General features: G+C 67.5%; 15 protein-coding genes. 7 read left to right on the top strand and 8 right to left on the bottom strand.

Annotation, left to right across the window (positions count from 1 at the left end; genetic code table 11):
• The first annotated feature begins 10 nt into the window (after positions 1–10).
• Entirely contained in the window at positions 11–1,570 is a 1,560-nt protein-coding gene (locus H512_RS0114225; RefSeq protein ID WP_169507163.1) for an FGGY-family carbohydrate kinase, read from the top strand.
• A 41-nt stretch (positions 1,571–1,611) separates the two neighbouring features.
• Here the strand turns inward: H512_RS0114225 and H512_RS0114220 are convergent, their stop codons facing one another.
• The 6 genes from H512_RS0114220 to H512_RS24100 all read right to left on the bottom strand — a co-directional run bounded on the left by H512_RS0114220 (position 1,612) and on the right by H512_RS24100 (position 8,470).
• Positions 1,612–2,163 (bottom strand): SIS domain-containing protein, encoded by a 552-nt coding sequence (locus tag H512_RS0114220; RefSeq protein WP_026784022.1) that lies wholly within the window; start codon positions 2,161–2,163, stop codon positions 1,612–1,614.
• 56 nt (positions 2,164–2,219) lie between these two features.
• Entirely contained in the window at positions 2,220–3,323 is a 1,104-nt protein-coding gene (locus H512_RS24110; RefSeq protein ID WP_053239889.1) for an ABC transporter permease, read from the bottom strand.
• Positions 3,324–3,336: 13 nt separating this feature from the next.
• On the bottom strand, positions 3,337–4,416 hold the full coding sequence (locus H512_RS0114210) for an ABC transporter permease (RefSeq protein ID WP_084798497.1): 1,080 nt from the start codon (positions 4,414–4,416) through the stop codon (positions 3,337–3,339).
• Positions 4,417–4,489: 73 nt separating this feature from the next.
• Positions 4,490–5,980: a sugar ABC transporter ATP-binding protein gene (locus tag H512_RS0114205; protein ID WP_053239887.1), complete on the bottom strand. Its 1,491-nt coding sequence runs from the start codon at positions 5,978–5,980 to the stop codon at positions 4,490–4,492.
• A 368-nt stretch (positions 5,981–6,348) separates the two neighbouring features.
• Positions 6,349–7,311: an autoinducer 2 ABC transporter substrate-binding protein gene (locus tag H512_RS24105; RefSeq protein ID WP_156899497.1), complete on the bottom strand. Its 963-nt coding sequence runs from the start codon at positions 7,309–7,311 to the stop codon at positions 6,349–6,351.
• Positions 7,312–8,011: 700 nt separating this feature from the next.
• Positions 8,012–8,470 (bottom strand): MarR family winged helix-turn-helix transcriptional regulator, encoded by a 459-nt coding sequence (locus H512_RS24100; protein ID WP_036791850.1) that lies wholly within the window; start codon positions 8,468–8,470, stop codon positions 8,012–8,014.
• 171 nt (positions 8,471–8,641) lie between these two features.
• Between H512_RS24100 and H512_RS0114190 the strand changes: the two genes are divergently transcribed.
• The 4 genes from H512_RS0114190 (at position 8,642) to folD (ending at position 13,167) form a co-directional block, all read left to right on the top strand.
• Positions 8,642–9,064, top strand: a complete 423-nt coding sequence (locus H512_RS0114190; RefSeq protein ID WP_026784019.1) for an organic hydroperoxide resistance protein — start codon at positions 8,642–8,644, stop codon at positions 9,062–9,064.
• Positions 9,065–9,544: 480 nt separating this feature from the next.
• On the top strand, positions 9,545–10,972 hold the full coding sequence (gene cysG, locus H512_RS24095; RefSeq protein ID WP_053239885.1) for a siroheme synthase CysG: 1,428 nt from the start codon (positions 9,545–9,547) through the stop codon (positions 10,970–10,972).
• Positions 10,973–11,036: 64 nt separating this feature from the next.
• Complete coding sequence (locus H512_RS0114180; protein ID WP_026784018.1) at positions 11,037–12,086, top strand: succinylglutamate desuccinylase/aspartoacylase domain-containing protein; 1,050 nt, start codon at positions 11,037–11,039, stop codon at positions 12,084–12,086.
• 214 nt (positions 12,087–12,300) lie between these two features.
• On the top strand, positions 12,301–13,167 hold the full coding sequence (gene folD, locus H512_RS0114175; protein ID WP_026784017.1) for a bifunctional methylenetetrahydrofolate dehydrogenase/methenyltetrahydrofolate cyclohydrolase FolD: 867 nt from the start codon (positions 12,301–12,303) through the stop codon (positions 13,165–13,167).
• On the opposite strand, the gene H512_RS0114170 is transcribed toward folD, so the two are convergent.
• On the bottom strand, positions 13,164–14,426 hold the full coding sequence (locus tag H512_RS0114170) for a TIGR03862 family flavoprotein (RefSeq protein ID WP_342663965.1): 1,263 nt from the start codon (positions 14,424–14,426) through the stop codon (positions 13,164–13,166). The genes folD and H512_RS0114170 overlap by 4 nt on opposite strands.
• A gap of 85 nt (positions 14,427–14,511) precedes the next feature.
• Here H512_RS0114170 and H512_RS0114165 point away from each other — a divergent pair, with 85 nt between their 5' ends.
• Both H512_RS0114165 and H512_RS24090 read left to right on the top strand, forming a co-directional pair.
• Complete coding sequence (locus H512_RS0114165) at positions 14,512–15,330, top strand: hypothetical protein (protein WP_026784015.1); 819 nt, start codon at positions 14,512–14,514, stop codon at positions 15,328–15,330.
• A gap of 376 nt (positions 15,331–15,706) precedes the next feature.
• Entirely contained in the window at positions 15,707–17,758 is a 2,052-nt protein-coding gene (locus tag H512_RS24090) for a YgiQ family radical SAM protein (RefSeq protein ID WP_053239884.1), read from the top strand.
• 9 nt (positions 17,759–17,767) lie between these two features.
• On the opposite strand, the gene H512_RS24085 is transcribed toward H512_RS24090, so the two are convergent.
• Entirely contained in the window at positions 17,768–20,113 is a 2,346-nt protein-coding gene (locus tag H512_RS24085; protein WP_036791845.1) for a methyl-accepting chemotaxis protein, read from the bottom strand.
• Between the last annotated feature and the right edge of the window lie 180 nt (positions 20,114–20,293).

Here is a 20,293-nt window from a genome sequence, read left to right as displayed (position 1 = left end):
GCCGGATGGAGTGATCGCCGTTGACGTCGGCTCGCGTCAGGTCCGGGCCGGACTGTTCGGCCTCGACGGAACGCTGGTGGCGCATGCCCGGCGGGACATCACGCTCGGACAGCACAGCAACGCCATGGCGACCTACCGGATGGAAGAGATCTGGGCGGCGGCTTGCAGTACCGCGACTGACTGTGGCGCGCAGGCCGGCGCCCACGGCATGGCCATCACCGGCATCGCCTTCGACGCGACGTCGTCTCTCTACGTCGAGAGCGCCGGCGCGCCGATCGGCGCTGGGCAAGGAGACGTCTTCGGCTGGATGGACCACCGCGCCCAGCACGAGGCGGCCGAGATTACCGCCACGGGCCACCCCTATCTTCAGTTCTTCGGCGGGGCGATTTCGCCGGAAATCCACCTGCCGAAAATTGTCTGGTACGCGCGGCACCGACCCGACGGCGACAATGGTCCCGTTCATTTTCGCGATGTCTGCGACGAACTGGCCGGACGCGCCTCGGGGGAATCCGTCCGATCGAAGTCGGCGCTGGTCTGCAAGTGGCCCTTCATTCCATCACAGGATGATCCCTGGTGCCGGGATCTGCTCGAAGCCCTCGGGCTTGGCGAGCGCGATGGCCTGGATTTTCTCGAAAGCACGGTGCGCGATCTTGGCGGCGTCCATGGTCGCATCACCGCCGCAGCGTCACGCCAGCTGGGCTTGCCCGAAGGCGTGGTGGTGGGGGTTGGGGCGATCGACGCCGAAGCCGGCGTGCTCGGCAACGTCGGCGCGGATCTTGACGCCGTCATCGGCCGGACGCTGCTGATGACCGGCGGAACCTCGACGAACTTCATGGCCTTCTCGGCCGATCCGCGCTTCATTCCCGGCGTCTGGGGGCCGTTCCGCGATGCCGTCTTCCCCGGTCTCTGGATGCACGAGGGCGGGCAGAGCTGGTCCGGCGGCGCGCTCGATGCCGTGCTGAGGCAGCATCCGGCAAGTCCGGGCGAGCCGACGGCCGACAACCACCGCCGGGCCGCTTCCGACATTCTGGCGCTGCTTGCCGAGGAGGGACGACTGTTTGCGGCGCAGAAGCATCTGGTACCCGACTGGCTCGGCAACCGTGCGCCGCTCAACGACAGCCGGGTGCGGACGATCATGACCGGCCTCGGGCAGGAACTGGATTATCGGGCGTTCCTGGAAAGCTACTACGCGACCGCGCGCGGACTGGCGCTCCAGATGCGGCAGGTCGTCGATCATCTCAACGCCCACGGCTACGCGATCGACACGATCCATCTGTCCGGCGGGCACCGGCACAATCCGTTGCTGGTCCGGCTTTATGCCGACTGCTTCGATGGCCGGTTCTATCTTTGCGAAGCGCCCGAACCGGTGCTGGCCGGTACGGCGATGATTGCCGCCGTGGCGGCCGGTCACTATACGACCTTGCGCGCTGCTGCCGCCAGGATGTCGACGAAAACCAGGTTGGTGGAGAGGGATGCCGCCCGCGCCGCCCAACTCGACGCCGACTACAAGGTGTACCTGCGTCTCTACGATGTAAGGAATGAGATTCTTCAGTCCTGTCTTCCGACGTGATGACAAGACGACGGCCGGCGTCGCAGGCCCGTAAGGCCGGTCTATTCCAGATTGGTGTGATTGGCGCGCATGGCCTCGGGCGAAATGTCGAGATAGGTCCGCAGTTTCAGGATCATCACTTCGAACAGCACGAACTGGGCGCCCTCGTAGAGCGATCCCATCGGCAGCACGGAGGTGGCGGCGCCATGGTCGTTGGCCATGGTCTGGGCGGGTAGCGTCAGGACGAGATCGGCGGCCCTCGCGCATCGGCCGTCCGGTTGGGCGGTGATGAGCAGGATCTCGGCGCCGGCCGCCTTGGCCACCCCCATCAGGGCTTCCACCGTGGCGAAGAACCCCGGTCCGGCCGAGACGATCAGCAGATCGCCCTGTCCGATGGGCGGCGTGGTCATGTCCCCGACCATGGCGGCGCGACAGCCGAGATGGAAGAGGCGCATGCAGAGCCCCTTGATCTGCAGCCCCTCGCGGCCGACGCCGTAAAGCGCAATCCGCTTTGCAGCGGCAATCTTCCGGACCGCGCAATCGACTTCGGCGTCATCCAGGCGCTCGAATACCCGTTCGAGATCGGTAATGGCATCACGATAGAGAGTGGTCATTTGCGAATTCCGCAGTTTCAACGCATGGCCGACGGCTTGGACTCACGAACCGGGCGTCATCTCGCAAGAGGGGGGGCATCGACGCCGAGGGACGCCTGCTGACGCCGAATGGCCAGCGCCGTCAGGTGGCGGACGACGATGCGCCGGAAGAAGAAATTCAGCGCCATGAACACCAGGAGCAGCGCCCCCCAGATCATCTTCTTGGCAAAGGGCGACAGGCTGGCGATGGTGAAGGCGTTCTCGACGCATTGCAGCAGGAGAACCGTCGGCAGGATGTTCAGCAGCCGGCCGCGGCCGCCATCGGGATCCATGCCGGCCAGCACTGCCACCAGGATGGCTTGCAGTTGGAAGGCGTCGCCGAAGCCGACCTTCATGGAGTTGAAGCGCGCCAGCATGATCAATCCGGCAAGCGAAGCCAGGGCGCCGCAGACGGTGTAGGAGATCAGAATGGTGCTTTCGAGCCGGAGACCGCCGAACAGGGCGGCCACCTTGTTCTCGCCGTACAGATAGAGGCTCTTGCCGAAGACGGAGTTGTTCACGACGAAGGAGATGACGACGAACACCACGAGGACCAGGCAGAACGACTTGGGGATGACGCCGAAGAGGCTGGACGACACGACGTTGACATAGGCCTCGGGCATGCCGGTGATGCCGGCGCCGCCGGTCAGGCCGGTGCCGAAGCCGGCGAACACCATCATCGAGCCGAGGGTGGTCAACAGCGGCGGAATGCCGAAGCGGACGATGATGATGCCGTTCAGCAGACCGGCGCAGACGCCGACGGCGAGCGCCACCAGGCAGGCGAGCCCGATCGTCGCGTCCGGGCCGAGGGCGGCCAGCACCGGTTCGGAGGTCATCAGCCGGGCGGCGAAAATGCCGGCGAGATTGGCGACGGCGATGATCGACAGATCGATGCCGCCCGATACCATCGACAGCCCCATGGCCAGGGACAGCAGGGCGAACTCCGGCGTCTGCTGAAGAACCGACACCAGATTGGTCGGGTTGAAGAACGCCGTTCCCAGAGAGAGGAAGATGAGAGCCAGCACGCAGGCGATCATCGCGTAGAGGACGCTTTGGCTGAGACCTTCCTCATCCATGCGGGCCGGGAGGAACCGGCGCCAACTGGCGCCGAGCGGCGACGAGTTGTTGTATTCGCCATCCATCGTGGCGCTCTCCCTAAACGTTCTCGAAGTTGAGCTGGCGAAGATTGCGCATCTTCGTGCGGTAGTGCGAGATGGAAGCGATGAGCACCAGCGCACAGCCGATGAAGAACCGGTTCCACGAAGCGGAAAGGCCAATGGTGACCAATGTGTTGTTGAGAAGAGTGACGAGGGTCATGCCGAGCAGAACGCCGGACACTGACCCGGCGCCGCCACTGAGTTTGGCGCCACCGATCACCACGGCGGCAAGGACGATCAGCTCGTTGCCGACCAGGGTGACCGGATCGACCAGACGGATGTCGGAGACCATCATCACGCCCATCAGCCCGGCCAGCGCGCCGGCGTAGGCGTAGATGACCAGATTGACCTTGAGCAGATTGACGCCGCAGCGCAGCGCCGCCAGCCGGTTGGAGCCGATCGCGTAAGTGGCGCGGCCGATGGCGGTCCGATTGAGCAGGTACCAGGTGGCGACGACGGCAAGGACCAGGGGCACGACGAACACCGATAGCCCGACGTATCCCGGTCCGTCGGGAAACTCGAACAGAACGTCGGTGCCGAAGTAGCGCAGGGACACCGGCATGTTGCCGGCGGTGATGGGGCGGGCGTCGAGGAAGACCATCAGGACGCCCTGGATGACGCCCTGCATGGCCAGCGTGGTGATCAGTGTCGGCAGGGAAAACAGCGAGATGATCAGGCCGTTGATGGCGCCGACGAACGCCCCGAGCGCCATCGCCACCACCAGGGCGAAGACCAGGCTGTCGAGGCCGGTCCATTTGGTGATCATCGTCGCGACATAGGCCGACAGGATGGCGTTGGCCAGGAACGACACGTCGATGCCGCCGGACACCATGACCACCAGCACCCCGAGCGCGACGACCGTCCAGGCCGCGCCGCTGCGGATCAGGTCGAACAGGGAAGCCAGCGACAGGAAGTCGGGCGAGCGCAAGGCGACCATGATGACATAGACGATGATGAGGAAGGCCAGCAGCGACAACCCGCTCTGATGCCCGATCCCTTGCCCCAGAAGGCGGGGCAGCAGCCCGGTCTTGTTCGTCTCGCCGGTCTCGGCTGTCTTACCGTTACCCTGTGGCATCATGTTAACACCTTGTTCACTCTTGTCTTTTCTCGCGCATCGACATCGGGTGCCGGCAGAGGGCGGCGATCGTCGCTCAGCTTGCCTGGCGAAGCTCGCCGGACAGCGCTTCGACGGTCAGCGTCTCGCCGGAGAACTCGGCGGCCAGCCTGCCGGCCTGCATCATGAAAACCCGGTTGCAGCTCATGACGAGTTCTTCGAGGTCGTCGGAGATCATGATGACGCCGCGCCCCTGGCGGGCCAGCTGGCGGACGATGTCGTGGATCTCCATCTTGGAGCCGACGTCGATCCCGGCGGTCGGATTGTCGAGGATCAGGATCTTGGGGTCGGCGGCAAGCCACTTGGCCAGCACGACTTTCTGCTGGTTGCCTCCCGACAGGCTTTGAACCGGCTCCTCGCCCGATGGCGTCTTCACCCGCACCTTGCGGATCCAGGTGTCGCCGATGTCGCGTTCCTTTGCCTGCGACAGCAGGCCGAGCCGCCCCTTGCTGCGCTCGAATATCGAGGAGGCGATGTTCGTCATGATGGCCTTGCGGGCGAACAGTCCCTGGCCGTGCCTGTCCTCCGACACCAGAGCGATACCGTTGCCGATCGCCTCGCGGGGGGAGCGGGGCCTGAGCTGCAGCCCCGCCAGGGTCATCTTGCCGGCGTCGGCCGGATTGAGGCCGAACAGCGTCAAGGCGATCTCGGTGCGCCCCGATCCGGTCAGACCGGCGAAGCCGACGATCTCGCCCGGCCGCAGCGAGAACGAGACGTCGTGGTACTGGTCGCGGCGGCACAGGTTCTCGACGACGAGCAGGGGCGCGGCAGCCCGATCGAACTCCTGCGGCGCCTTGTCGCCCTTGAACTCGATGCCGGTCATCAGGTAGCTGAGCCGCGTGGTGGTCAGTTCGGCGGGGGCGTACTCGCCGATTTTCCGACCGTCTCGCAGCACATAGAAGCGGTCGGCGATCTCGAACAGCTCGTCGAGCTTGTGGCTGATGAAGATGATCGCCATGCCCCGGCTCTTCAGGCGGTGCACCATGCTCAGCAACTGGGCGACGTCCCGGCTTGGCAGGGCGGTCGTCGGCTCGTCCATGACCAGCAGGCGACAATCCTGCGTCAGGGCGCGAGCGATGGCGGCCGTCTGCCGCGCGCCGATCGGCAGGTCGCCCAGCCGCGCGCGCAGCGGCAGGTCGGCGCCGAGTTCGTTGAGCGCCTTCGCGGCGATCCGATCCACCTCGCTCCAGTTGATCCAGCCGCGGTGCTGGGATTGCACGACGTGGAAGGCGATGTTCTCCGCCACGGTCAGGTCGGTGAAGATGGACAGGTCCTGGTAGATGATCTCGATGCCGAGCGCCATCGACTGCGCCGGCGTCAGCCTGTCGAAGGCGCGACCCTGCCAGATGATACGGCCGCTGTCCGGGGTCTCTCCGCCGGCGATGCATTTCATCAGCGTCGATTTGCCCGACCCGTTGGCGCCGGCCAGACAGAGGACCTGCCCGGCCTCTATGGTCATATCCACGGCATCGAGAGCCTGGGTGCCGATGTAGCGCTTGCTCAGCCCCTCAAGACGTAGCAGTTCCATTGTGTGCATGTCTCCAACGAGTCCGGACAGGCCGGGCCGTGCTCCGAACGCGCGGCCGGCGGCCGTCGATGTTCCGGACGAAGCCGTAGATTCGGAGCCCGCCGCAAAACTCCGCCGCGTCGGGCATCCGACGTCAAGTTCCGCGCGTCAGGCCCTGCGAACCTCAAGTCCGCTCCGCGCCGATTCCCGAACTTATCGCTGGCTGCCCGATACCAGCATGTTTCGTACCGGTCTCCCAGACAGGACTCGCCCCCGAAAGCCGGGAGCGAGACTCAACGTTCACTTCGGGAACGTGCCTGGCTTGTTGTTTTTATTATGCGACAAGCGGTCCAGCTTGACGATTATCAACTACAAGTCTGCGAACTACATCAGAACTGGTATTCCTGATAGTTGTCCTTGGTCAGGACCAGCGTCGCATTGCCGTAGACGACACCGTTCTCGACGGTCACCTTCTCGTAGCCGGGCCGCTTGAGGTCGATACCCGCCTCGACCGGCTCGCCCTTCAGCGTCTTCAAGGCAACAACGGCGGCGGCGTAGCCGGCATCGGCGGGGCGCCAGCACTGGGCTTCGGCCTGGTAGCCTTCTTCCAAGTAGACGCCGTTGATGCTCGGCAGGCCAAGTCCGACCACCTTGATGTCCTTGCGGCGCAGCTTCTCGACGGCGAGGGCGGCCATCGACGAACCGGAGACCGAGCAGCCGAAGAAGCCCTTCAGGTTGGGATACTTCTTGATCGTCTCGTTGACCTTGTCGAGAGCGGTCTTCTCGTCGTTGTTGTCCTCAAGCGGCTCGGACAGGACGAACTCGAGTTTGGGGTAGTTCTTCTTGGCGTATTCGAGACCCGCCTTGAACCACTGCATGTGGGTTTCCATGGTCAGCGCGCCGACGATGCCGGCATACTGGCCCTCGCCATCCATGGCCTTGGCAAGCTTTTCGAACATCAGGGCACCGAAGTCTTCGTTCTTGAAGGCTTCCACGTCGTAGTTGGAGACGCCGGCCAGGCTCTGGGCCTCATGGCTGATGACGATGATGCCGGCCTTGCGCGCCTTCTCCAGGATCGGCTTGATCGACTGGGGATCGTTGGGCACCACCAGGATGGCGTCGACATGCTTGGCGATCAGGCTCTCGACCATCTGGGCCTGTTTGGCCGGGTCACCGGTCTCCGGCGCGATCTGGTAGGCGTTGACACCGAAATCGGCGGCGAACTGCTCGACGCCCTTTCGCATGTCGTCAAACCAGGAAATGCCCTCCTGCTTGGCACACATGACGATTTCGAACTTCTTCCCGGACTCGGCGCCAAAGGCGACGCGCCCAGCCGATCCCAGAGCCAGCATACCGGCTCCACCAACGAGGACGGCTCTTCTCGTAATCATCTCAGTTCCTCCCTATGCACATATGTGCCGCGAAAAACACATATGTGTTACGCCCGCGCGGCGGCGGGTGTCAAGGGGGTGTCCTGCGTCTCGGCATGATGCTTACGGATCTGCCTTTGGGGCGAGAGAGGAGGGCGATGAGCGCCTGATGAAGGACGTCTCGCGAAGCGGGGGCAACTTTCGCCGCCATCATTGGGCGCCGCGGTGCGGGCATTGCATTGTTCTGGCCGATCCACGGGGAGGGCGGTCGCCGACGCGGCCCAGCATCCGCAGCGACGGCGTCGCCCGCCATAACGAGAACGGCACCTCGACCGACAGGCAAGTCCAATCACAGCCGACGCCAGACATGACGGGCTTCGATGGCGCCCGGTCCAGCTTGTCGATGCCAGCATCTGGTCATCGCGAAGGCTTAGGGGCGTTATTCCCGGAGATGGAGTGCTTTGTCAGCAGGGTTTTGGAAGCGAGAGCATGTCCGACAAGTTCGAGGACTGGTAACGCATCGCAACTCGTCAAGCCTACTTTGCGCAGCGCTTCCTTTTTGCTGGAAGCATCGCAGCCCTGGTGGCGCAAGCGTGGTGATGACTGGTCTATAAGCCCGAGACAATAGGAATGCCGCAACGAGGTTCCGGCTCCCGATCGGCGGACTGTCCCGGCTTTCCCGTCACGTCTCCGGTTCGCCCACGCTGCAGCCGGCGTCGGCGAGGCGGTCGCGCAGGGCGACGAGGCGGTCGCGGAGATCGGCGATCTCCTCCCGGCCGGCGCCCATGGCGCAGCCGAGATCGAGCGGCACCCGCGTCGCCTTCTCCGACAGCGCCCGGCCCGCGTCGGTGAGGGCGACGATCACCTGCCGCTCGTCGCGGCTGCCCCGCTGGCGGCTGACGTAGCCGGTTGCCTCCAGTCGCTTCAGAAGCGGCGTCAGTGTGCCGGAATCGAGCCGCAGGCGGCTGCCGATCTCCTTCACCGTCTGCCCGTCGGCCTCCCACAGCACCAGCATCACCAGATACTGCGGATAGGTGAGGCCGAGCGGTTCGAGCAGCGGCCGGTAGGCGCGGTTGAGGGCGTGGGCGAAGGAATAGGCGGCGAAGCAGAGCTGGTCGGAGAGTTTCGGAGCGCTGTTCATGTCGGTGCGGTGCTGGAACCTTTCGGCGCGGCCGGCGTTGGTAGGGCAAGTATACGGGAGCAGCGGCATTTCCCCAGTGGAAATCGGTATCGATCACGGCAATGTGAATTGTGCGAAATTCAATTGCGCGCAATCAATATGGGCAACGGAACAGCAACAGGCGAGGAAGCCATGAAAGTTCTCTACACTGCCCATGCCCATACTCTCGGCGGCCGCACCGGCCATTCGGAAACCGACGATGGCCGCCTGAAGGTCGACCTGTCGACCCCGAAGGAGCTGGGCGGCGACAGCGGCGCCGGCACCAATCCCGAGCAGCTTTTCGCGGCCGGCTATTCGGCCTGCTTCATGGGTGCGCTGAAGTTCGTGGCCGGCAAGGAGAAGGTGAGCATTCCGGCCGACGCCTCGATCGATGCCCACATCGGCATCGGCGCCCGCGACGATGGCGGCGGTTTCGGCATCACCGCCAAGCTGGAAATCAAGGTACCCGGCGTCGACCGCGCCGTGGTCGAGGATCTGGTCCAGAAGGCGGACGTCGTCTGCCCCTACAGCCACGCGACGCGTGGCAACATCGAGAAGACGCTGGTCGTGCTCTGAGGCGGGTTGCCCCTCCCCCGTTCCCGCCCTTTGACCGACCACCGACGCGCCGGGTACCTTCGCCCGGCGCGTCGTCTTTTTAGGGGAAGCGTCCGGCTGAATCCTTGGGCAGATGCCGGCAAAGCGGGCTGCGAGAGACCGCGGCAGGCCGCGTAACGGGGCTCCCAAGGCTGGCACGCTTCCTGCTTTTCCTGTTGCGAGTGGGCCGACAAGGCGCACCTTCCAAGGGAACCGGCCCGACAACAGGGCCAGCTTGTCGCCGCCGGCTGCCGTTGCCTTTCCGGGCAACGGTGTCCGGCGGCGAAACCGTTTCAGGCGTCCCGTTGGCCGGTCCGGAAAAAGCTGATTGCTGATGGCAATATTCCGGCAATGAAAATCCGGCTGGCAGCGGAGTTTGGCACGGCGGTTCTTCTTGTCGGACGCCGTCGATGAAATACTCTAGAGATGACGCTTCTCGTTGATCGATCAGGACGACCCGACATGACCGAGCGCGACGCCCGCGCGCCCCTCCGCACCTTTCCGGCCCGCATGCAGCCGCTGGCCCGGCTGCCGCTGTTCATCGACCTCTCGGGCCGGCGCGTCGTCGTCGCCGGCGCGTCGGAGGCGGTGGCCTGGAAGGCGGAGCTGTTCTCGGCGGCCGGCGGCGACGTCGCGGTGTTCGCCGAGACGCCGGATGCCGAGCTTCTCGCCATCATCGAGCGCGGCACGCCGCCCGGCCGGCTGACGCTCAACCGCCGCGCCTGGACGGCGGCCGACCTCGACGGCGCGGCGCTGGCCGTGCTCGATGCCGATGATGCGACCGAGATCGAGGCCTTCCGCGCCGCCGGCCACACCGCCGGGGCGCTGGTCAACATCGTCGACAAGCCGGACGTCTGCGACGTGCTGTTCGGCTCGATCGTCAACCGCTCGCCGGTGGTGGTCGGCATCTCGACCGACGGCGCGGCGCCGGTGATGGGGCAGGCGATCCGCCGCCGCATCGAAACGCTGCTGCCGCCGGCCATTTCCGCCTGGGGCGCGCTGGCCGTCCGCATCCGCGACGCCATCACCGCCCGCCTGGCGCCCGGCGCGGCGCGGCGCATCTTCTGGGAGCGCTTCGCCGAGCGGGCCTTCGGGCCGGCGCCCGGCGACGGCGAGGCCGAGCGGCTGATCGCCGAGGCGACGGGCGAGGGGAGTGCTGCCGAGGCGGCGGGCCGGGTGATCCTGGTCGGCGCCGGACCGGGCGAGCCGGAACTCCTGACGCTGAAGGCGGTGCGGGCGCTGCAATCGGCCGACGTGGTGCTCTACGACGATCTCGTCTCGGCCGACGTGCTGGAATTGGCCCGCCGCGAGGCACGGCGCGTCGTGGTGGGAAAACGCGGCGGCCGCGCCTCCTGCCGGCAGGAGGACATCAACGAGCTGATGGTCGAGCTGGCGCGGGCCGGCGAGCGCGTCGTCCGCCTCAAGGCCGGCGACCCCATGGTGTTCGGCCGGGCCGGCGAGGAGATCGACCGGCTGAGGGCCGAGGGCATCCCGGTCGAGGTGGTGCCGGGCATCTCGGCCGGCATCGCGCTTGCCGCGGCGCTCGGCGCCTCGCTGACCCATCGCGACGCCGCCCATTCGCTGCGCTTCGTCACCGGCCACGCCAAGAGCGGCGAACTCGACGACGGGCTTGACTGGCGCGGCCTCGCCGATCCCGACACCACGCTCGTCGTCTACATGGGCGGCCGCACCGCCGGCCGGCTGGCTGGCCGGCTGATTGCCGAGGGATTGCCGGCAGAGACGCCGGTGGTATTCGGCTTCGGCGTCGGCCAGCCCGGCCAGCGCATCGAGCGCCATCGCCTCGCCGACCTCGTCGCCCTCGGTTCGGTGCCGACCGCGGAGCCGCTGGTGATCGGCATCGGCAAGGTGTTCGCGGCCGGCGGCCGCTGATTCCGGTCGCCTTGCCGCCGCCAGGAGTGCTAGGTGTCGTCCGAATTCTTCACGGACGGATGGCATGGACAAGACGATCATCACCATTCCCGGCGATCTGCCGGGCCTTAGCTACTCCTTGACGGTGCTGCGCTTTTCGGGCTCCGACCCGGCGGCGCCCACCGCCTATCTCCAGGCGGCGCTGCATGGCAACGAGCTGCCGGGCGTCGCGGCGCTGCACGTGCTGATACCCAGGCTCAAGGCGGCCGAGGCCGAGGGGCGGCTCCGGGGCTCGATCACCGTGGTCCCCTTCGCCAACCCGATCGGCCTCAACCAGTTCCAGTGGGACGACCACCAGGGGCGCTTCTTCTACGGCAACCGCGTCAACTTCAACCGTGCCTTCGCGCTGCTCGACCGGCCCGACCCGGCGCTGCTGACCGACGACGTCGACGGCGTCTCCTGCGACCGCCGGCTGAAGGCGACGCTGCAGAAGCTGTCGCTCGACGCCGACCTGGTGCTCGACCTCCATTGCGACAACGAGGGACCGAACTATCTCTACATGCCCTCGGAGCTGTGGCCGCACAGCGCCGACCTCGCGGCGGCGCTCGACTGCCCCGCCGTGCTGACCTTCGAGGGCGGCACCGACGCTTCCTTCGACGAGGCGGCCTTCCGACCGCATCTGGCGGCGGGCAATTTCGAGAAGCGTGTCGTCGCCACCGTCGAGCTGAAGGGCATTCACGACGTCGGGCCGGAGACGGCGCGGCGGGACGGCGACGGCCTCTACCGCTTCCTGGTCGGTCGCGGCGTGATCGACGATGCGACCGGGGCGCCGGTCGGACCGTTCACCGGCAAGGGCGTGCCGCAGTCCTATGTCGAGATGGTCAGGGCGCCGGTCGGCGGCATGGTGTTCTTCCACGTCGGGCCGGGCGACACGGTGACGGCCGGGCAACTGGTGGCCGAACTGATCCCGGCGCCGGGCGATCTCGACGCGGTGGTGCCGGTGCGCGCCGCGGCGCCGGGCGTCGTGCTGACGCGGGTGCTCGCCCGCGCCGTCCGGATCGGCGACGACCTCCTGAAGATCGTCGGCGATCATCGCTCGCCCACGGCCAAGGACGGCGGCGCGCTGGAGAGTTGACGGTGGTTCCGTCTGCCGGAGATCCTCCGTCGCATGCGAAGGATGACAGCCAAAAACAATGAGTTGTTTTGTCATGGTCCGCGCAGGCGGACCATCCCGGGCAGAAAGAGGCTCTGTGTGCTTCGCCACCTTACTCGATTGATCTCGCCCGGCGGCTTGCAATCGCCGGGCTTATCTGGTTAGGCCCGGTTTCCAGCCACGAGGGGACACCGCCATGGTCGCAGAGATTATCGATGGCTTTGCCATCGCCGCCGAGCTTCGCCGGGACATCGCCGTTCGCGCCGCCGCGATGAAAGAGGCGCATGGCGTCGTGCCGGGCCTCGCCGTGGTGCTGGTCGGCGACGATCCGGCGAGCGGCGTCTACGTGCGCAACAAGCTGAAGGCCACCGCCGAATGCGGCCTCCGGAGCTTCGAGCATATCCTGCCGGCCGACACCTCGGAGGCGGACTTGCTCGCCCTCGTCGGCAAGCTCAACGCCGACCCGGCCGTGCACGGCATCCTGGTGCAGTTGCCGCTGCCCAAGCAGATCGACGCCGACAAGGTGCTCGGCCTGATCGATCCCGACAAGGACGTCGATGGCTTCCACCCGGTCAACGCCGGCCGCCTGTCGATCGGCCTGCCGGGCTTCGTGCCCTGCACGCCGCGCGGCGCCGAAATCCTGATCGATCGCGTCATGCCCGATCTTTCCGGCAAGCATGCCGTGGTGATCGGCCGCTCCAACATCGTCGGCAAGCCGATGGCCCAGCTTCTCCTCAGGAAGAACGCCACTGTCACCATCGCTCACTCGAAGACCGCCGATCTGCCGGGCCTCTGCCGCACCGCCGACGTGCTGGTGGCCGCCGTCGGCCGACCGCTGATGGTCAAGGGCAGCTGGGTGAAGCCCGGTGCCGTGGTGATCGACGTCGGCATCAACCGCATCGAGGTGGACGGCAAGGGCAAGCTCTGCGGCGACGTCGATTTCGCCTCGGCCGCCGAGGTCGCCGGCTTCATCACGCCGGTGCCGAAGGGCGTCGGTCCGATGACCATCGCCTGCCTGATGCTGAACACGCTCGACTCGGCGGCGCGGCGGATCGCTGGTTAACGCTCAGCGAGCCAGTCCATCAGCCCCCGCGCCGCCGCGCGGCCGGTGGCGAAGCAGCCGGTGAGGAGGTAGCCGCCGGTCGGCGCCTCCCAGTCGAGCATCTCGCCGGCGACGAAGGTGCCCGGCCGCGCCTTGAGCATGAAGCGGTCGTCGAGGCTCGCAAAGCGGATGCCGCCGGCCGAGGAGATCGCCTCGGCGATCGGACGCATGCGGCGGAGCGGGATCGGCAGTGCCTTGAGGCGGGCGGCGAGCCTGTCCGGATGGCGTCGCTCGTCTTCCGACATGAACAGCCGGGCCAGCGCCGCCTTGACGCCGTCGAGGCCGGCGCCCTTCCTGAGCCGGTTGCTGAACGATGCCTTGGCGTCCTGCCGGCCGAGGTCGCGGGCGAGGCGCTCGACGCTGCGGCCGGGTACCAGGTCGAGGAGGAAATCGGCCTTGCCCTCGGCGTCGAGCCGGTCGCGCAGGGCCGCCGCATGGAGGTAGACGAGGCTGCCCTCGATGCCGTGGCGGGAGATGACGAACTCGCCGGGCGTCGTTCCCGCATCCGAGGTTGCCGTCACCGATTTCACCGGCGCGCCGGCGAAGCGCTCGACGAAGGCGGCGTCCCAGTCGACGTCGAAGCCGGCGTTGGCGGGCTTGAGGTCGGCGACGTCGTTGCCGATCGCCCTGAGAGGCGCCACCCATGCGGCATCCGAGCCGAGGCGTGGCCACGAGGCACCGCCGAGCGCCAGCAGCGCCGCGTCGGGCGCGATGTCGAGCCGGCCGTCGGGCGTCTCGAACGTCAGGCCGTGATCGGAAAAGCCGGTCCAGCGATGGCGCGTCCGGATCGTCACGCCGAGGTCGGCGAGGCGCCTCAGCCAGGCGCGCAGCAGCGGCGACGCCTTCATCGCCTTGGGGAACACCCGGCCGGACGAGCCGACGAAGCAGTCGGCGCCGAGGCCGTCGGCCCACTCCACGAGGTCGGCCGGGCGGAAGGCGTCGAGAGCGGCGAGCAGCATCGGCTCGTTCGGACGATAGCGGCCGATGAAGCGTTGCCAGGGTTCGCTGTGGGTGAGGTTGAGACCGCTCTTGCCGGCAAGCAGCAGCTTGCGGGCCGGGCTCGGCATGGCGTCGTGGACGGTGACGCGATGGCCGGCGCCGGCCAGCACCTCCGCCGCCATCAGGCCGGCCGGCCCGCCGCCGACGATTGCCACTTCCGCCATTGCCGTCTCCGCTGTTCCCGGCGGGGAACATGTGCGGTGGCCGCCCGGTTCAGGCAAGCGGATTCTTCATCGGACAACCACGCTTTGAAAAATCATACCGATGGAGTATAGTAAAATTGCGTAGTCCGCGGGCGAGGTAGCCATGGGATTTGCGGAAGCAAGAACCATCTACATCGAGGGGGCAAGCGCCCTCTACCGGAACACCGGCCTTCTCAACAAGGCGGTCAATACCTTGCCTCGCCATGCCATCTTCGGTTGTGCGCTGCATATCCATGCCCGCCACGCCTTCGACGACGACGCACCGGCGCTGACGCTCACCCGCCTGCAGAAGATGACGGCCGAGAACGGCGGTCTCAGCCCCGGCCGCGTGGCGGCGCAGACGCTGCTGCTGCGCAAGCTCGGCTTCCTGGAAACTCGAATAGCGGACGATCGCCGCCAGCGTATCCTCCTGGTGACCGACCGCATGGTGGCCGAGGACCATCGCTGGTTGACGGTACAGCTTCGCTCGCTCGAAGCGTTCGGTCTGTTCAGCCCGCGCGACGACGAGCGCTCGCCCGGCTTCGTGCTGGCCTTTCGCGCCGCCTCGCCGATGATGCCGGTGGAAACCGCCGCCTTCGTCGGCCGGCACCCGGCCATCGCCTTCTTCATCATGCGCGATGGCGGCTACTCGATGCTGCTGGAGCTGCTGCGCGCCTCTCAGCAGGGCGGCTCGACGCGTGTCGCCTTCAACGTGGCGGAAACCGCCGCCGCCTTCTGCGTTTCCAAGAGCCAGATGTGGAGCCTGTTGCAGGCGGCGGCGGCGCGCGGCCTGCTGACGGCGGCGGCGCCGGCCTGGCGCACGGTCTGCCTGTCCGACCGGTTGCTGGCCGACTTCGATCGCTGGCTTTCCGACAAGGCGGCCGAACTGGCCGAGGTTGCCGGACGCGCCCGCGCCTTATGGGTTGAACAATCGGCAAAATAAAAGCCGGAACAAAATTGTTCCGGCTTTTTGGTAAGTATGGTTTAAAATAAGATTTCTCGCTCGGGGCGTCTAGTTTCACGTCATGAAAAATAGAACTTTTTCAGGTCGCTCTTTCTGTTTCGCTCAGCCGAGGGCGTTTCCGGAATGTCTCGTTATTGCTATAATTCGCGGCAGCTGCCTATAACCTGACCATGAGTGAATATTAGCGGAAAATGTGGGCCGACACAAACGTATTTGAACTAAACGGTGTTATTTTTTGGGTGTTTTTACGTATCCAGTTTTCTATCCTTCGGATCTCCGCCGGGAGCGGGCCATCCCGTAGGGCGGGCCGCCGCCGTTTTCACGCCGGGGCAAATCTGCTAACGGCAGGGCCATGATGGACGCCATCAAGCCGATCTTCTCCTACAAGCCCTATTGGGCCGCCCGTTTCGGCACGGCGCCGTTCCTGCCGCAGAGCCGCGCCGAGATGGAAGCGCTCGGCTGGGATAGTTGCGACGTGATCGTCGTCACCGGCGACGCCTATGTCGATCATCCGTCGTTCGGCATGGCGGTGATCGGCCGGCTCCTGGAGGCTCAGGGCTTCCGCGTCGGCATCATCGCCCAGCCGGACTGGAAGACAGCCGAGGCGTTCAGGGCGCTCGGCAAGCCGAACCTCTTCTGGGGGGTGACCTCCGGCAACATGGATTCGATGGTCAACCGCTACACGTCCGACCGCCGCATCCGCCACAACGACAGCTACACGCCGAACGACGAGGGCGGCAGGCGGCCCGACCGGGCGGTGATCGTCTATTCGCAGCGCTGCCGCGAAGCCTTTCGCGATGTGCCGATCGTGCTCGGCGGCATCGAGGCGTCGCTGAGGCGCATCGCCCATTACGACTACTGGTCGGACAAGGTGCGCCGGTCGATCCTCGTCGACGCCAAGGCCGACATCCTGCTCTACGGCAACGCCGAGCGGGCCATCGTCGAGGTCGCCCACCGCATCGCCAAGGGGGGCGACCCCCAGAGTTTCGACGACCTGCGCGGCGTGGCGCTAATCAAATCCGCCGTGCCCGACGGCTGGACCGAGCTGGCCGCCGACGATCTCGACGCCGCCGACGACGGCGCCCGCCGCTCCGGGCCGGACACCGTGCTGCGCCTCCCCGCCTTCGATCAGGTGGAGGCCGATCCGGAGGCCTATGCCCGCGCCTCCCGCGTCCTCCACCGCGAGAGCAACCCCGGCAATGCCCGGCCGCTCGTCCAGCGCCACGGCGACCGCGAACTCTGGGTGAGCCCGCCGCCCATCCCGCTCTCCACCGAGGAGATGGACGCCGTCTACGAACTGCCCTATGCGCGGGCGCCGCATCCCCGCTACGGCGGCGCCCGCATTCCCGCCTGGGAGATGATCCGCTTCTCGGTGACCATCATGCGCGGCTGCTTCGGCGGCTGCGCCTTCTGCTCGATCACCGAGCACGAGGGCCGGGTGATCCAGAACCGCTCGGAAGACTCGATCCTAGGGGAGATCGAGAAGATCCGCGACCGCACCGAGGGCTTCACCGGCATCGTCTCGGATATCGGCGGCCCGACTGCCAACATGTACCGCATCGCCTGCCGCGACGGGTCGATCCAGAGCGCCTGCCGCAAGCCGTCCTGCGTCTATCCCGACGTCTGCCCCAACCTCGACACCAGCCACGAGGCGCTGATCCGGCTCTATCGCAAGGTGCGGGCGGTGCCGGGCGTCAAGAAGGTGATGGTCGCCTCGGGCGTCCGCTACGATCTCGCCGTCAAGAGCCCGACCTACATCAAGGAACTGGTGCGCCACCATGTCGGCGGCTATCTCAAGATCGCCCCCGAGCATACCGAGGCCGGGCCGCTCTCCAAGATGATGAAGCCGGGCATCGGCGCCTACGACCGCTTCAAGCAACTGTTCGACGCGGCGGTGGCCGAGGCCGGCAAGAAATACTTCCTGATCCCCTATTTCATCGCCGCCCACCCCGGCACCTCCGACGCGGACATGATGAACCTCGCGCTCTGGCTGAAGCGGAACGGCTACCGCGCCGACCAGGTGCAGACCTTCCTGCCGTCGCCGATGGCGCTGTCCACCGCCATGTATCATTCCGGCGTCAATCCGCTGAAGCCGGTGCGGCGCGGCGCCTCGGAGCCGGTGGAGACGGTGAAGGGCCTCAAACAGCGGCGGCTGCACAAGGCATTCCTGCGCTACCACGATCCGGAGAACTGGCCGCTCCTGCGCGAGGCGCTGAAGGCGATGGGCCGCGCCGACCTGATCGGCAACGGCAAGCAGCACCTGATCCCCAGCTTCCAGCCGGCCGGCACCGGCCTCGGCGGCGGCGAGGGCCGGCGGACGGGCGTGAAGCACGGCACGCAGGCCTTCCTGACCAAGGGCGTCACGAGAGGCGGCGCGCCGCGCCGGCCGGGCGGCCGCAAGGGCTGAGGCCGCCGCTCAGGCGGCACGGGCGTCCCGCGTGAAGGCTTCCACCAGGCCGCGCATGCGGGCGATTTCGGCGTTGACGCGATCGGTCGTCTCCAGCACCTCGGCGGCGACGGTCTGCGTCTGGCCGGCGGCGCCGGCCAGTTCGACGGTCTTGCCGGCGATATCGTCGGTCGAGGCCGAGGCCATGGCGGCGCCGGCCGAGATTTCCGTCGTCGCCTCGCCCTGGGCGACGACCGACTGCGACAGCAGGGCGGCCGCGGCATCGATATCGGTCATCGCCGCGGCGATGTCGCGGATCAGCGTCACCGCCGACTGGGTGGCGGCGCCGACGCCGTCGATCAGAGCCCGGATGTCGACGGTGGCGCGCGTGGTCTGGCTGGCCAGGGACTTCACCTCGCCGGCCACCACCGAAAAGCCCTTGCCGGCCTCGCCGGCCCGCGCCGCCTCGATCGTCGCATTGAGGGCCAGAAGGTTGGTCTGGGCGGCGATCGAGCCGATCAGGTCGACCACCTCGCCGATCCTTGCCGTGGTGTCGGACAGGCCGGCGATGACGCCGCTCGCCGCGCGGGCGCGATCGGCGCCGGTGACGGCGACGGCCACCGCCGCATCGGCCTGGTGGCGGGCCGCCATCTGCGACTGGGCCAGCTCGGCCGCCGCGGCGGCCATGGTACGAACGCTTTCGGCGGCGCTGCCGGCCGACAGCGATGATCGCTCGGCCAGCGTCGCGGCGTGGCCGGCGGCGGCGGTCAGTTCGGCGGTGCCGCGGCCGAGGCGGCCGGCGTGCGCCTCGACGTTGGCGATCAGATCGTCGGCGGCGACGTCGAAGGCGGCGATGGCCCGCTCCAGCTCGGCGCGGCGGCGCTCGCGCAGCGCCTGCTGGCGCTCGGCGTCGCGCCGCAGTTCCTCGCGCTCGCGGCCGTTCCGCTGGAAGACGACCAGCGCCTCGCCCATGGCGGCGATCTCGTCCCGCGTCCGGCGCTCGGGAACCGCGACGTCCAGCTTGCCGTCGGCCAGTTCGTGCATGAGGCGGGTGAGGGCGCGGATCGGCCGGGCGATGCGCCGGTTGAGAAGCCGGGTGACGACGGCGGCGACGCAGACGATGCCGGCGATGCCGATCAGCACCAGCAGGCTGGTGCGGTGGCGGTCGTGGTCGGCGGCGGCGGTCGCCTGGCCGGCCAGCCGGCGCAGCCCGTCGGTGGCGGCGGCCGACAGGTCGAGCGCCCCGCTGCGCGCCGCCTGCAACGCCTGGGTGGTGCGGACAAGGCCGGCGGCGGCCGTGCGGTAGGCGTCGAGCGACGCGGTGACGCCTTTGGCTGCGTCCGGCCCGAGGGCGGCGGCGGCCGCATCGGCGCCGGAAAGGGCTTCGCCGATCGCCGCCTCGCCGGCCTTGTCGGGCATCCGGCGATAGGCGTCGGTGGCCAGCAGCAGGTCGTAGGCGGCAACGCGGAAGGCGCGGGCGCGGGCCCCCTCGCCGACGGCCCGGTCGCGGCGCACCGACAGGCCGGAAGCGCGGTAGAACGCCTTGTCCGACCGCGCGCGGATGTCCTGGCCAACGGCGTCGATGCGCTGGTCGGCGGCGAGAAGCCGCGGCGCGAAGTCGGGCCACCGGGCGGCGAGATCGACCGACTGGCTGCCGTCGCTGCCGCGAGCCACCGCCTTGTAGAGGTCGGCGGTGAGGCCGGCGACGGCGGTCAGCGGCTCGACCAGTTCGGCCTCGGCGTTCTCGGCGCGGGCGTCGTAGGCGAGGCGGGCCGCCGTCGACAGCGCGTCCTGGCCGTCGCCGAGGCTCCGGGCCTCGCCCGTTCTCAGGAAAGCCTCGAAGGCGGCGCGGCCGCGGACGAGGCGCAACTCGGCATCGGCCAGCCCGGAGACCGTCGCCCTGAGGCCGTCGAGCGTCGCGTCGACGTCGGCGAGGTCGCCCTCCGCCTGGGCGAGGTCGCTCTCCGCCTGCCTTTCGAGCCTCGCGGCGCTGTCGGACAGGGCGGCGAAGGCCTTGCCGATGGCGGCGTCGGCGGTCCGGATGTCCCGCCAGCCGGCTTCGAGCCGGCGGACGACGTCGGTCAGGCCGGCAGCGGTGTCGCCGAGGCCGCCGCCGGCCATGGCCGCGTCGACGGCGGCGATGCCGGCAAGGGCGGCCTCGGCATCGGCCGACCGGCCGGTGAGATAGAGCGACTGGATGGCGCTGGCGGCGCCGTTCATGCCGGCCAGCGCCGTCGAGGCGCGGGAAACGGCGTCGACGGCGTCGCCGGTGCGCACCAGGCCGTAGAAGCCGGCGCCGCCCGCCGCGATGGAGAGTAGAACAAGCAGCGTGGCGAAGATCGAAAGTTGTGCCGTGATGCTCTGGCCGAAACGCATGGACAATCCCCGGACCCTGTCAAAACTGCGCATCGACTACGGGGATGGGCTTAACGACATATAAAGATGAGAAAATAACCCCATGAATTTTTCATGACAAACGGCCGCAGCGGGAAGGGTGACCTTAGTCGTCTTGGCAGTTTTCGCGGGGTTTGCCCAGTGTTTCGACGCTAATACTTT

This window comes from Pleomorphomonas koreensis DSM 23070, assembly GCF_000425185.1.
Classification (GTDB): Bacteria; Pseudomonadota; Alphaproteobacteria; order Rhizobiales; family Pleomorphomonadaceae; genus Pleomorphomonas; species Pleomorphomonas koreensis.
This window is presented reverse-complemented; position numbering and strand designations above follow the sequence as displayed.

What these genes read in the sequence shown, in the direction of transcription:
- H512_RS0114220 (WP_026784022.1), bottom strand. Translation starts at nt 2,163, where the DNA reads ATGACCACTCTCTATCGTGATGCCATTACCGATCTCGAACGGGTATTC.
- H512_RS24110 (WP_053239889.1), bottom strand. Translation starts at nt 3,323, where the DNA reads ATGGATGGCGAATACAACAACTCGTCGCCGCTCGGCGCCAGTTGGCGC.
- H512_RS0114210 (WP_084798497.1), bottom strand. Translation starts at nt 4,416, where the DNA reads ATGATGCCACAGGGTAACGGTAAGACAGCCGAGACCGGCGAGACGAAC.
- H512_RS0114205 (WP_053239887.1), bottom strand. Translation starts at nt 5,980, where the DNA reads ATGGAACTGCTACGTCTTGAGGGGCTGAGCAAGCGCTACATCGGCACC.
- H512_RS24105 (WP_156899497.1), bottom strand. Translation starts at nt 7,311, where the DNA reads ATGCTGGCTCTGGGATCGGCTGGGCGCGTCGCCTTTGGCGCCGAGTCC.
- H512_RS24100 (WP_036791850.1), bottom strand. Translation starts at nt 8,470, where the DNA reads ATGAACAGCGCTCCGAAACTCTCCGACCAGCTCTGCTTCGCCGCCTAT.
- H512_RS0114190 (WP_026784019.1), top strand. Translation starts at nt 8,642, where the DNA reads ATGAAAGTTCTCTACACTGCCCATGCCCATACTCTCGGCGGCCGCACC.
- cysG (WP_053239885.1), top strand. Translation starts at nt 9,545, where the DNA reads ATGACCGAGCGCGACGCCCGCGCGCCCCTCCGCACCTTTCCGGCCCGC.
- H512_RS0114180 (WP_026784018.1), top strand. Translation starts at nt 11,037, where the DNA reads ATGGACAAGACGATCATCACCATTCCCGGCGATCTGCCGGGCCTTAGC.
- folD (WP_026784017.1), top strand. Translation starts at nt 12,301, where the DNA reads ATGGTCGCAGAGATTATCGATGGCTTTGCCATCGCCGCCGAGCTTCGC.
- H512_RS0114165 (WP_026784015.1), top strand. Translation starts at nt 14,512, where the DNA reads ATGGGATTTGCGGAAGCAAGAACCATCTACATCGAGGGGGCAAGCGCC.
- H512_RS24090 (WP_053239884.1), top strand. Translation starts at nt 15,707, where the DNA reads ATGGACGCCATCAAGCCGATCTTCTCCTACAAGCCCTATTGGGCCGCC.
- H512_RS24085 (WP_036791845.1), bottom strand. Translation starts at nt 20,113, where the DNA reads ATGCGTTTCGGCCAGAGCATCACGGCACAACTTTCGATCTTCGCCACG.